This is a genomic window from Sedimenticola hydrogenitrophicus (assembly GCF_029017505.1).
Lineage (GTDB): Bacteria > Pseudomonadota > Gammaproteobacteria > Chromatiales > Chromatiaceae > Sedimenticola > Sedimenticola hydrogenitrophicus_A.
In genome coordinates this window covers 1-12,846 of sequence record NZ_JAQGEI010000016.1, presented here as the reverse complement: position 1 = coordinate 12,846, position 12,846 = coordinate 1, and the positions used below count along the sequence as shown (strand labels likewise).

The 12,846-nt window shown below is 60.9% G+C and carries 11 protein-coding genes; 6 read left to right on the top strand and 5 right to left on the bottom strand.

Features of this window, described 5'->3' with window-relative positions:
• Positions 1-11: 11 nt before the first annotated feature.
• The 4 genes from ccoN to O9K64_RS11545 all read right to left on the bottom strand — a co-directional run bounded on the left by ccoN (position 12) and on the right by O9K64_RS11545 (position 3,882).
• Positions 12-1,451, bottom strand: a complete 1,440-nt coding sequence (ccoN, locus tag O9K64_RS11560; protein ID WP_275098225.1) for a cytochrome-c oxidase, cbb3-type subunit I — start codon at positions 1,449-1,451, stop codon at positions 12-14.
• Positions 1,452-1,678: 227 nt separating this feature from the next.
• Positions 1,679-2,428 carry a DNA/RNA nuclease SfsA gene (sfsA, locus tag O9K64_RS11555; protein ID WP_275098224.1) on the bottom strand — a complete coding sequence of 250 codons (750 nt, stop codon included), beginning with the start codon at positions 2,426-2,428 and terminating at the stop codon, positions 1,679-1,681.
• Between the two features lie 386 nt (positions 2,429-2,814).
• Positions 2,815-3,411 carry a peroxiredoxin gene (locus O9K64_RS11550; RefSeq protein WP_275098223.1) on the bottom strand — a complete coding sequence of 199 codons (597 nt, stop codon included), beginning with the start codon at positions 3,409-3,411 and terminating at the stop codon, positions 2,815-2,817.
• 81 nt (positions 3,412-3,492) lie between these two features.
• Positions 3,493-3,882, bottom strand: a complete 390-nt coding sequence (locus O9K64_RS11545; RefSeq protein ID WP_275098222.1) for a class II SORL domain-containing protein — start codon at positions 3,880-3,882, stop codon at positions 3,493-3,495.
• A 168-nt stretch (positions 3,883-4,050) separates the two neighbouring features.
• Here O9K64_RS11545 and O9K64_RS11540 point away from each other — a divergent pair, with 168 nt between their 5' ends.
• The 4 genes from O9K64_RS11540 to O9K64_RS11525 all read left to right on the top strand — a co-directional run bounded on the left by O9K64_RS11540 (position 4,051) and on the right by O9K64_RS11525 (position 9,600).
• On the top strand, positions 4,051-4,605 hold the full coding sequence (locus tag O9K64_RS11540; RefSeq protein WP_275098221.1) for an XRE family transcriptional regulator: 555 nt from the start codon (positions 4,051-4,053) through the stop codon (positions 4,603-4,605).
• 167 nt (positions 4,606-4,772) lie between these two features.
• Positions 4,773-5,045 carry a hypothetical protein gene (locus O9K64_RS11535; RefSeq protein ID WP_275098220.1) on the top strand — a complete coding sequence of 91 codons (273 nt, stop codon included), beginning with the start codon at positions 4,773-4,775 and terminating at the stop codon, positions 5,043-5,045.
• A 422-nt stretch (positions 5,046-5,467) separates the two neighbouring features.
• Entirely contained in the window at positions 5,468-6,511 is a 1,044-nt protein-coding gene (locus tag O9K64_RS11530; protein ID WP_275098217.1) for an efflux RND transporter periplasmic adaptor subunit, read from the top strand.
• Positions 6,508-9,600, top strand: a complete 3,093-nt coding sequence (locus O9K64_RS11525; protein ID WP_275098216.1) for an efflux RND transporter permease subunit — start codon at positions 6,508-6,510, stop codon at positions 9,598-9,600. The genes O9K64_RS11530 and O9K64_RS11525 overlap by 4 nt, the downstream gene beginning before the upstream one ends.
• 101 nt (positions 9,601-9,701) lie before the next feature.
• Here the strand turns inward: O9K64_RS11525 and O9K64_RS11520 are convergent, their stop codons facing one another.
• Positions 9,702-10,289, bottom strand: a complete 588-nt coding sequence (locus O9K64_RS11520) for a TMEM165/GDT1 family protein (RefSeq protein ID WP_275098215.1) — start codon at positions 10,287-10,289, stop codon at positions 9,702-9,704.
• A 440-nt stretch (positions 10,290-10,729) separates the two neighbouring features.
• Between O9K64_RS11520 and pdhA the strand changes: the two genes are divergently transcribed.
• Positions 10,730-11,806, top strand: coding sequence for a pyruvate dehydrogenase (acetyl-transferring) E1 component subunit alpha (gene pdhA, locus O9K64_RS11515; protein ID WP_275098214.1), 1,077 nt, complete (start codon positions 10,730-10,732; stop codon positions 11,804-11,806).
• Positions 11,799-12,779, top strand: coding sequence for an alpha-ketoacid dehydrogenase subunit beta (locus O9K64_RS11510; RefSeq protein ID WP_275098213.1), 981 nt, complete (start codon positions 11,799-11,801; stop codon positions 12,777-12,779). The genes pdhA and O9K64_RS11510 overlap by 8 nt, the downstream gene beginning before the upstream one ends.
• Positions 12,780-12,846: the final 67 nt, after the last annotated feature.

Here is a 12,846-nt window from a genome sequence, read left to right as displayed (position 1 = left end):
TCAAACTCCCCTTATGCAGACGCTGCAGCGGTTACGGAGCGTGCCTGCTGCACACTGCCCTGAGCGTTGGCCTGTAGTACGGTCATGATGATGTTGAACACCATGAGCGCCGCACCCGCCAGGAAGACCATGCCGCCGACGGCACGCATGGCATAGTAGGGGTGCATCGCTTCAACAGACTCTGCGAAGGTGTAGGCCAGGGTGCCGTACTCATCATAAGCGCGCCACATCAGACCCTGCATGATGCCGGATACCCACATGGCCACGATATAGATCACGGTGCCGATGGTGGCGGTCCAGAAGTGGGCATTGATCAGTTTTGCCGACCACATCTGCACATGGAAGACGTTGACCATCAGGTGGTAGATGGCTCCAATACCAACCATGGCAACCCAACCCAGAGCACCGGAATGCACATGACCAACAGTCCAGTCCGTGTAATGCGAGAGCGCGTTGACGGTCTTGATCGACATCACCGGCCCTTCAAAGGTGGACATGGCGTAGAAGGCCAGGGACATGATCAGGAACCGGAGAACATAATCGGTACGCAGTTTGTCCCAGGCGCCGGAGAGGGTCATCATGCCGTTCACCGCGCCACCCCAGGAGGGGATGATCATGGCAAGCGAGATGGCCGCACCCAGTGAGCCGGTCCAGTCAGGCAAGGCGGTGTACTGCAGGTGGTGTGCACCCAGCCAGACATAGCCGAACATCAGGGCCCAGAAGTGGATCACCGACAGGCGATAGGAGTAAACGGGGCGACCCGCCTGCTTGGGAACGAAATAGTACATGATGCCGAGGAAGCCGGCGGTCAGGTAGAACCCTACGGCGTTATGTCCCCACCACCACTGGATCATCGCATCCTGCACACCCGAGAAGATCGAGTAGGACGAGAACATGCCGACCGGGATGGCCAGGCTGTTGACCACGTGCAGATAGGTGATCATCACCATCATGCCGAGGAAGAACCAGTTCGACACATAGATGTGTGAACTCTTGCGGTTGGCAATCGTCATGATGAAGTTGAAGGTATAGGAGAGCCATACCACGGCGATGGCGATATCGATCGGCCACTCCAGCTCGGCGTACTCCTTACCCTGGGTGATACCCAGCGGCAGGGTGATCACCGCAGAAACAATGATCAGATTCCAGCCTATGAAGGTGAACCAGGCCAGCTTGTTGCTCCAGAGACGGACACCGCAGGTACGCTGTACCGAATAGAAGGCTGTTGCCATCAAAACGCAGCCGCCAAAGGCAAAAATAACTGCATTGGTATGTAACGGACGGAGACGTCCGAAGGTGATATACGGTAGATCGAAATTAAGCACCGGCCAAGCCAACTCTGAGGCGATATACACCCCGACGAGAGCGCCTACCAACAAGTAGACTGCAGCCATGACGGTGAACCAGCGTACAACACCCAGGTCGTACTTCTGTTCAGCTACGGCGTCCATGAACCCCCCTTATTTTTACAAAGTTAAAAAAAATTACCAGGTACTGATATTCAAACCAGACAATCTGTCAGGTTATTCGTAAAAATTGGGGCTATAAGACACCCAGTAGTGATATTTGTCAAGCTCCAATCTGCGCTTTGTCAGTATTTTTATATCTATAAGCTACTGTTTCATAACATATTTATAGACCATGTGCGGGAAATGACCTACATCAATGAAATATCATATTAGATACGGCCGATATTATTCCCCGGGTTATTCATATTGATATCCCCCAACCCGAAAGGCAGCGGACGCCCCAGACACAGGTGGCCTGGACTGATGTCGACACCGTAGGCCAGCACCTCGACACCGGCATCCAGGGCCTCGGCCAGGGTCTCGGCATAGGCCGGATCGATTCCCCAGGCCGGTTCAATCCGCTCGATACCGCTGTGGGCCACACTAAAGAACAACACTCCTCTTGCCCCCTGCCGCACCACGCCCATCAACTCCCGCAAATGCTTGCGACCCCGGACCGTCACGGCATCTGGAAAGATACCCAGCCCCTCCTCCACCAGCAGGGTCACGTTTTTCACCTCGATATAGCAGTCAGGCAAACCGGGTTCCGTCAACAGCAGGTCGATCCGGCTCCGCTCATTGCCATATGGCCGTTCACTCAGCACCGTGGCGTAACCGCGCAGGGCCTCTATCCGGCGGTCGATGATCGCCTCCCGAACCAGGGCGTTGGCCCGGCCGGTATTGATGCAGGCCAGATAACGCTGCTCCACCTCCACCAATTCCCAACGGTATCTCAGTTTGCGTTGCGGGGAGTTGACGTCAAGCAGCCAAACGCGACTTCCCGGCTCGGCACAATTTTTCATCGACCCGGTGTTGGGGCAGTGGGCGGTCACCTCGCTCCCGTCGGCAAGCCGGACATCGGCCAGAAAGCGCTTGTAGCGCCTGAGCAGCCGCCCCTCCAGCAGATCGGGTAGGTTCATCGGCTTCTCTTCCGGGAGTCAGGACGCGGCTGGGCGGGTTGCATCATCGGTCTCCTTGTGCGGGTTCGCGGGATTCTTTGGCGATCCCGGAGCCGGAAAAAAACGGCAGAGCCGCACCCGTGGGGGGAGGTATCTAGTGATAAGGGGGGCGGAGTGAATCCCGGGATCTCTCGCTGGAGAGGCCCCCGGGAAAAAGTGGTTTCGGTTACTTCCACTTTGTCAGATTTACTCAGATCGGATTCGTTGGGCCGTCCGGGTGGGAGGATTCCAAGAGCGTCGGCGGCAGGGATGCCGCCGTCGAGCCCCCAGGGATGGGTTTACCGCGTGTCTTGGAATCCTCACACCCGGGAGCTGACCACACAGCGCCAGAATCCGGCAAAGTAGAATTACAGGGATTTGGCGTGTTCAGCCAGGTACTCCGCCACCCCTTCGGTGGAGCCCTTCATGCCAGCCTGGCCCTGCTGCCAGCCGGCCGGGCAGACCTCGCCGTGCTCCTCGGTGAACTGCAATGCATCCACCATGCGCAGCATCTCGTCAATATTGCGTCCCAGCGGCAGGTTGTTGACCACCTGATGCTGCACCACACCCTCGCGGTCGATCAGGAAGGAACCGCGCAGGGCGATGCCGGGGCCGGTGTAGAGATCATAGGCGGTGGTGATCTCCTTGGAGATATCGGCCACCAGCGGGTACTGAACGTTGCCGATGCCGCCGTTGTTGATGGCGGTGTTCTTCCACGCCAGGTGAGAGAAGTGGGAATCCACCGAAACGCCGATCACCTCAACCCCGCGCTTCTTGAACTCCTCCAGGCGGTGATCGAAGGCGATCAGCTCGGAGGGGCAGACGAAGGTGAAGTCCAACGGATAGAAGAACAACACCACGTACTTGCCCTTGTAGCTGGAGAGGGTGATCTCCGCAAAGGCGTTGTCCGGCATCACGGCCGTGGCGGTGAAATCGGGGGCGGGCTTGGTAACGAGTACACTCATTTGACTTTCTCCGGATATCGGTGGGTTTATTACGGATAGGCGGGCGGCGCGCGGCGCACACCCCATGATTCAGGGCGGTGATCAGGCGACAGCCACTTCCACCGGGTTGCTCTCCCACAGGCCGTGCTTGGTGCAGTAGGCCATGGCGCTCAGTTTCAGCCGGCTACCACTGGGTACGACATTAAACGTCACCTCGGCGTTCCCCTTGGCCCCCTCCCCGCCCAGAGTACCGGGCGGAAAACTGGCCTCCGCCAGCAGGGTCTGGCCGTTGTAGAGCTGCACCGAGCGGATGTAGTGATCATGATCATCCGGGTGGGTATATTCGTTGCCCATACGCACGGTCACACTGAACAGCTCGCCCTTGCTGGCGCTGGCGGCACAGTGAATGAAGGGAGAATGGCGATCGATATAGTCTTTCTTGGCCTCTTTTTCTACCTGATCGATATCGATATAGCGGTTGACTACTGGCATGGCTTATTCCTCTGTGAATCTACTGCTTGGGTATTAAAGGTTAAAATATCTCTTACATCATCATTTATGTTGTTATTCTGTCTATTGACTTGCCTTCTGTCAACAAAAAAAACAAAATGGCAACATTAATGTTTTCATGCTGTCCTTGCGGACGCTGAGGTAAACGCCATGATCACCAACCTGGTCGGTAATCGGATCCGCGAGATACGTGCCCGGCGCAAGATCACCCAGCAACAGCTGGCCGACAGCGCCAATATTCCGCGTGCCACCCTGGCAACTATCGAGAAGGACGAGTCCAATCCGAGCCTGGCCGCCGTCTACAAGATCGCCGTGGCCCTCAACTGCAGCATCGATGACCTGCTGGAGAAGCAGCACGACCGGGTGGAGGTGATCCGTCACGAGAACATGGGACGGGTCGAGTCGGGCGACGGCAACTACCGGGCCACCACCGTCTCCCCCCTGGGCAATCCCGCCTACGGCCAGCAGGCATTCACCCTGGCACCGGCATCCACCTATGTGGGCAAACCTCATCCGCCGGGAAGCGAGGAGTATCTCTACATTCTCGACGGTGAACTCACCCTGGAAGTGGCCGGAGAGCGGATACCGCTGGCGCAAGGCGACAGCGCCCATTTTCGGGGTAACATCAACCACAGTTACCACAACACTGGACATGCGGCAGCAAAGGGTATCGTGACAATTATTGAGTTTCCCGCCGCCAACTAACCGGCATCATCACCGACCAGTCTGCAGTAAGCCCTTGCGCAGTGTCACGGCAATCAATCGCCCGACGGTACGCAACTGTTTACCCTCTTCTTTTTTCAGCTTATGTTCAGATTGCCCGCCTTACACTGGGAACCGTCAATCCACAACCCGGTGAAAGGAGAAAACGGATGAAGCAGATGAATGTGTTACTCAGGCAGATCATTGTCGTCTCACTTGCCGTCAGCTTTCTGTCCTTTGCAATTACCGCTCTCGGCGGCCTGATCGAAAGTTCTGCATTAATCATGTTTTGGTATCTCGGCCTGATGAGTATCTTGGCGATACTCTTCGCATCGTTCATCGCGGGCGTCGGCATGACAGTCAGTTTTATCCGCAAGCGGGCTCACTCACACGACTGTAAATGGGCGCGCGGCGAAGACGGCTCGAGGCATGCTTCCGGGTGACCAATGACCCCGCCGATAGCGGGTCTGGTTCACTCAAATCGGCGTTGGTGGCTAGAGGGCGAGACTGATCACTCAGTGAAAAATGTGGCTGTTGCGGCCTCATCCAGGTATTCAAAAAAAGCGAGGGATTAGCGCCATCCCGGTTTCATTGACTGCGATATGAATATTGATGCAACCATGTTTAAATGATTTCCCAGGAGTCAGCTGCTAACGGGAATACGGGCACATATTCAGCAGTTACTCTCCTTTACATATCACCTGGCTACCGGCGCCTGACCAACATGCAAAGAAGATCCTGGTTATTCCTACTGATTTTACTGGCCGTCGCTGCCTCTGTGGGTGGGCTCATTTACCAGCGCCTGATCGTCTCCGGAGAAAACGCAAGGTCAAAAGCCAAAGCCCCCTCTCCAGTACCCGTTGAGGTGGCGACCGTTGAGCAGGGCGACATTGAGCACCAGCGCACCTTTTCCGGCACGCTCCAGGCACAGGCCGAGATAGTAGTGGCCCCCAAGGTCAGCGGCCGTATCGAACAGCTGGATGCGGATCTGGCCGACATCATCTCCCGTGACCAGGTAGTGGCCAGGCTGGACAATGATGAATATGTGCAGGATGTCAGACAGGTTGAGGCGGAACTGGCCGTGGCCCGGGCCAACCTGGCCGAGGCGCAGAGCCTGCTGAAAATCGCCGAACGGGAACTGGAGCGTGTTGAAAAATTGCGTCAGCGCGGCGTCAGTTCCGAATCCCAGCGGGATGCCGCCAAGGCCGACCAGCTGGCAAAACAGGCTCACGTGGAGGTGACACAGGCACAGGTTACCCGGGCAGAATCGGCGCTGGAAAGCGCCCGCATCCGGCTCGGCTACACCACGGTCACCGCCAGTTGGCGTGGCGACAGCGAACAGCGGGTGGTAGCGGAGCGCTATGTCGATGAAGGCGAAACCGTCAGCGCCAATACCCCACTGCTGCGCATCGTGGAACTCAACCCGATCACCGTGGTGTTCTTTGTCACCGAACGGGATTACGCCTTGCTGCAACAGGGTCAGAGCGCCAACCTGACCACCGACGCCTATCCGGGCGAATCCTTTAGCGGTACCGTAGTTCGCATCTCCCCGGTGTTTCGTGAAAGCACCCGCCAGGCCCAGGTGGAACTGCGGGTTAGAAACCCCCTGCTGAGACTCAAACCGGGCATGTTTGTGCGCGTCACGGTGACCCTGGAACAGGCCCACGACGCCACTGTCGTACCGGAACAGGCACTGATTACCCGGGATGGCAGGAACGGTGTGTTTGTCGTCTCAGCTGATGGCAAAACAGTCAACTGGCGACCGGTGACGCCTGGTATCCAGCAAGGCAGCCGGGTGCAAGTCACGGGCGAGCCCCTCACGGGACAGGTGGTGGTCCTGGGCCAGCAACTGCTGGATGACGGCTCCCCCATCCGCATCGCCGGGGAAGCCACGAGTACCCGTCCATGAACCTGGCCCGGGCAAGCGTACGCCGTCCCGTCTTTACCAGCATGCTGGCGTTGATCGTGGTGGTGCTGGGCTCCGTAGCCCTGAGCCGTCTGCAGATCGATCTGTTGCCCAGCATAGAGCTGCCCACCCTCACCGTGCGCACCGAGTACGAAGGGGCCGATCCGATGGTCATTGAGCGGCTGGTGACCCAGATCGTAGAGGAGATCGTCGCCACCGTACCGGGGGTGGAGGAGATGACCTCCACCTCCTATGAAGGCAACAGCCGGGTACGGGTCAGTTTCGGCTGGGGAACCGCTATCGATAACACGGCGGTTGATGTGCAGGCCACCCTGGAGGACGAGGTCAGTGAACTGCCCGACGACATCGTCGGCCCCCGGGTGAGCAAATTCGATGTGGACAGCTATCCGGTGGTGATCCTCGGCATATCCAGCAAGCTGGACCCGGTGGAGCTGACCCAGATTATCGAGCAGCAGATCCGCTACCGCTTCGCCCGCGTCCCCGGCGTGGCCCAGGTCGATCCCTGGGGCGGCTTTAACCGCGAAGTGCGGGTGGAGCTGGATCCGGCAAAACTGAATGCCCTGGGACTGCCGCTGAATGACATGCTGGCGACCATCCGCGATGCCAACCTCGATCGTCCCGCCGGCAAGATCGAGCAGGGGCGCTACCAGGTTACGCTACGCGCGCCGGCCGAATTTGTCGATCTGGAACAGATTCGCAACACCGTGGTCGGCCGGCGCGAGGGGTCGGTTATCACCCTCGGCCAGATCGCCCGAATTCGCGACACCTATGAGAAACCGACCCGCATCATCCGGGTCAACGGCGAACCGGGCGTGCGGGTCGCCATCCGCAAGCAGTCCGGCGCCAACACCGTGGAGGTGGCGCGCCGGGTGCTCGCAGAAGTGGCTTCCATCAACCAGGCCTTTCCCCAGATCCACATCACCCCGGTAATCAATCAGGGCAATTTCATCGAGCGCGCCATCACCAACGTGGCCCGATCGGTACTCTACGGCGGCTCACTGGCGGTGCTGGTGCTGCTGTTTTTCCTGCGCAATCTGCGCAGTACCCTGGTGATCTCCCTGGCCATCCCGATCTCCATGCTCGCCACCTTCGGCCTGCTCTACTTCGGCGGCTTTACCCTCAACCTGATGACCCTGGGCGGGCTGGCGCTGGGCGTGGGCATGATGGTGGACAGCTCGGTGGTGGTACTGGAGAACATCTTTCGGCGCCAGCAGGAAGAGCAGGAGTCCCCCACGGCAGCCGCCATCAAGGGGACCGGCGAAGTGGCCTCGGCGGTGATTGCCGGCACCGCCACCACCCTGGTGATCTTCCTGCCGCTGGTGTTCGTGCGCGGGGTCTCCGGCGTGCTGTTCAAGGAGCTCGCCTATGTGATCATGTTCTCCCTGTTCTGTTCACTGCTGGTTTCCCTCAGCCTGGTGCCGATGCTCGGCTCGCGGTTGCTCAAACAGCACCCGATTGCCACCGGCACCGGTTGGCGGGCACGCCTGGCGGCCCGTGCCGGGGCCGGTTTCGAGGCCATGGAGAACGCCTATCGCGACCTGCTGGCGGTCGTGCTGCACCTGCGTGCGGCAACCATCGTTTTCGCCCTGAGCCTGTTTATCGCCAGCCTGTTCCTGGCGCCCTTGATCGGCACCGAATTCATGCCGCCCAGCGATGAGGGCGAGGTTCGGATCAGCGGCGAGATGGAGGTCGGCACCCGCCTGGACCTGATTGACCGGCAGACCCGCAAGATGGAGGAGATCGTCTATAACGCGGTCCCGGAGAGCATCTCTTCGGTGGTCAGCGTGATCACCTCCGGTACCCGGGGCAGCTCCAAGGCCATTGGCGAGATCCGCCTCTCCCTGCAGCCGGCCACCCAGCGCCGCCGCTCCAACCAGGAGATTGCCAACGATCTGCGCCGCCACCTGGATAACCGGATTCCAGGCATGAAGATTCGCGTGCGCGCCCCCCAGGGACAATTTCTGCTGGAACGTCTGCTGGCGAGCGTGGAGGGGGTGACGGTAGAAGTGCGTGGCTATGATATCGATACCCTGGCGCTGCTGGCGCAACAGGTCTCGACCGCGATAGCCGACGTACCCGGGGTGACCGATATCGAGCTAAGTCGCGAGGCGGGGATCCCGCAACAGGAGATCCAGGTCAAACGCGACAAGATCAGTGACCTGGGACTCAGCGTGCGCGACGTGACCGAGGTGATCGAAACCGCCGTGGCCGGCTCCAGGGCGGGCGAGTTCCGCGTCGAGGGCAACGCCTACCGTATCCTGGTGCAGCTGGAGGATGCGGAAAAACGCTCGCTGGATGAGATCCTCGACCTGACCCTGCGCACCCCGGGCGGTGAACTGGTGGTACTGCGCAACCTGGTGGAGACCGAACCGGGAGAGGGTCCGGCCACCATCGAGCGCAAGGACCAGCAGCGGCTGATCACCGTCACCGGCAACGTCGCCGACCGGGACCTGGGCTCGGTGGCGGCGGATATCCAGAGCCGGCTCAACCAGATCCCGCGCCCCATGGGCTATGACCTGCTGATCGCCGGCAACTTCGAAGAGCAGCAGAAGGCCTTTGGCGAACTGCTGGTCTCCCTGCTGCTGGCCCTGCTGCTGGTCTACATGGTACTGGCATCCCAGTATGAATCGCTGGGCGATCCGCTGGTGGTGATGCTCTCGGTGCCCCTGGCGGCCATCGGGGTCCTGGTCACCCTGTTTCTCACCGACACCACCCTCAATCTGCAGTCGGCCATCGGCTGCATCATGCTCGGCGGCATCGTGGTCAACAACGCCATCCTGTTGGTGGATCAGGCCGGAAAGCTGCGCCGTTCGGGACTTGCTACCGACGCCGCCCTGACCGAGGCGGGACGCCGCCGCCTGCGTCCGGTGCTGATGACCACCCTGACCACCATCCTGGCGCTGCTGCCGCTGGCGTTCGGCATCGGCGAAGGAGCCGATGCCCAGGCGCCGCTGGCGCGGGCGGTGATTGGCGGTCTCAGTGTCTCCACCCTGATCACCCTGGTGCTGATCCCGGCGGTCTATTCGGTGTTCCACCGCCAATCCGCGGAACTTCCACAGCCAAGGGCGTAACCCGGCCATAGGGCGCCCCGCGGGCGCCGGCGGCGGGAATGGCCCGCCTTAATGGAATTGACTTAACCCCGAGTGGTGACAGATCCCCGCCGCGGGCGAATTCACGCCGGCAGTAGCGCGCGCCAACCGGCGAGCAGCCCAAACAGCAGGAAAATCACCCCACCAGCCCGGTGCAACCAGTGCAACGGCAACCGCTGCAGCAGGGTTCGTCCGGCCCAGACCCCCAGCACCGACACCAGCACCAGCGCCGCGCTGGCGCCGATCCACACCGGCAGCGGCGCCAGGCTGCCGGCCAGCCCCGCCACCGCGATCTGGGTTTTGTCGCCAAACTCGGCCACCAGGATCAGCAGCAGGGTGGTGAAAAAAATGCCGTGCCCCGGCCGCTCCGCCACGTCTTCGGCTTCCTCCGTCTCCCGCTTGCGCAGGGCATGAATACCGAAACCGCCGAACAGCAGCGCCACCACCCCGGCCATCACCCGCTCGGGCACCCAGGCCGCCACCCCGGCACCGAACAGCACCGCCAGCAGATTCAGAATCAAAAAGGCCAGCGTCGCCCCCAGGATCACCGGCCAGTGCCGGTGTCGCGCCGCCAGGGTCATGCAGACCAACTGGCTCTTGTCACCGATCTCCGCCAGCGCGATCAAGGAAAAGGTTGAGAGGGTTACGCTGAAGGACTCGATTGGGATCATGGATTGTCAGCTACCGGGAGATCGGTCATTTGGCCAGGGACGGTGAACGGCCGCAGATTATAACTCAAGTTTCGGAGTTCAGTTCCAAATGCCGGGCGGGCTATCCTTTACCCACAAATGCCGATGAACACGCGCGTAGGATGCAGTCCGACCCACTTATGGGTAAAGGGCAGAGGTAGCCCGCCCTGAACGACGCCTTGTGAACCCCGAAACTTGAGTGATGACACTGTCGGGTCTCGAATAGTGAATCCAATGCCTTGAACGATATGTACTAAAATCATGTTAACCAACTGTTGCGCTGCGCCCCGGCGCAGCGCAACAGCTCCACAACAATCGCGCTGCCGTGCAGGCTACCGGGAGTCATAACAAAACGATCTGCCGCAATACGCAAAAAGCCCACCGAGAGTCGAATAAGGCACTTGCGGCAAAGGAGGTCAGGTTTGAAGCAGGCAATCACATTCAGCGTGGAATCCCACCGGTTCCTGGGTCCCGATGGCCAGCCGGAAGGCGATCTCCCGCCACTGGCGGAGGATAAGGATGCCCTGCACGCGCTCTACCGTAACATGGTGCTGACCCGACTCTATGATGAACGCGCCATCGCCCTGCAACGTACCGGCCAGATCGGCACCTTCGCCTCCTCCCTGGGCCAGGAGGCGATCGGCGCCGGCGTCGGCCACGCCATGCGCCCGGAAGACATCATCATCCCCAGCTTCCGCGAGAACGGCGCCCTGCTGTTTCGCCGCTTTCGTATCCGCGACCTGCTGCTCTACTGGGGTGGTGACGAGCGCGGCATGGCCAACCCGGAGCTGGGGGACGACTTCCCCATCTGCGTCCCCATCTCCACCCACACCACCCAGGCCGCCGGCGTGGCATTCGCGGTCAAGTACCGCAAACAGCCCCGGGTGGTGGTCTGTCTGCTGGGCGACGGCGGCACCTCCAAGGGTGACTTCTACGAGGCAATCAATCTGGCGGGCATTTGGCACCTGCCGCTGGTGTTCGTCATCAACAACAACCAGTGGGCCATCTCGGTACCGCGCGCCATCCAGACCCAATCGGAGACCCTGGCGCAGAAGGCGATCGCGGCCGGTATCCCCGGCCTGCAGATCGACGGCAACGATGCCCTCGCCGTGCGCCACTATGTGGCCGAAGCGATCGAGACGGCCCGTAACGGTGGCGGCCCGACCCTGATCGAGGCGCTCAGCTACCGCCTCTGCCACCACACCACCGCCGACGACGCCACCCGCTACCGCTCCGACGAGGAGCTGCAGGCGCACTGGAAACTGGAACCCGTGGCACGCCTGAAACGGTTTATGATCGGCAGGGACATGTGGAGCGAGGCACAGGAGAGCGAGCTCATCCGCCAGTGCAAGGAGGAGATCGAACAGGAGGTCCGCCATTACCTCGACAGCGAACCGCCCAAACCGACCAGCATGTTCGATTCCCTGTATGCCGAGCTGCCCGACGAACTGCGCGCCCAACGCCAGTCGCTAGTGGGCAAGGAGTCGAACAATGACTGACATCACCCTGGTGGAAGCGGTCAATCTGGCCCTGATGCGGGAGATGGAGCGGGATCCGGAGATGGTGGTCCTGGGGCAGGATATCGGCATCAACGGCGGCGTATTCCGCGCCACGGTCGGGCTGCTGGAGAAGTTCGGCAGCGAACGGGTGCTGGACACCCCGCTGGCGGAGAACATGATCGCCGGCGCGGCGGTCGGCATGGCCGCCCAGGGATTGCACCCGGTGGCGGAGATCCAGTTCATGGGCTTTATCTACCCCACCATCGACCAGATGGTGAGCCACGCCTCGCGCATGCGCAACCGCACCCGCGGCCGCATCACCTGCCCGATGGTGTTGCGTGCGCCCTACGGCGGCGGCATCCACGCCCCCGAGCACCACTCCGAGAGCACCGAGGCGATGTTCGCCCACATCCCCGGCCTCCGGGTGGTGATCCCCTCCTCCCCCACCCGTGCCTACGGGCTGCTGCTGGCGGCGATACGCAATCCCGACCCGGTGGTGTTCCTGGAACCGAAACGGATCTACCGGCTGATGAAACAGGCGGTGGAGGACAACGGCGAGGAGTTCCCCCTGGACACCTGTTTTGTCCTGCGGCCGGGCAGCGATATCACCCTGGTCAGCTGGGGGGCCATGCTGCACGAAACCCAGCAGGCGGCGGAGCAGCTCGCCGGCGAGGGGATCGACGCCGAGGTGATCGACCTGGCCACCATCAAACCCATCGACATGCAGACCATCCTGGAGTCGGTGGGGCGCACCGGCCGCTGCGTCATCGTGCAGGAGGCTGCCCGCACCTGCAGTGTGAGTGCCGAGATCGCCGCGCGGCTGGCCGAGGAGGGACTGATGTCCCTGTTCGCACCCATCCGCCGGGTCACCGGCTACGATACCGTGATGCCGATGTTCCGCCTGGAGGGACACTACATGCCGGATACCGCCCGCATCGTTCAGGCCGTCAAACAGACCATGGAGTTCGCATGAAAAATCGTCAGGAGAATCGAATTTCACGGCCGAAGGCCGCCCGCCAGGGTGCGGCACAGGGAGGTGC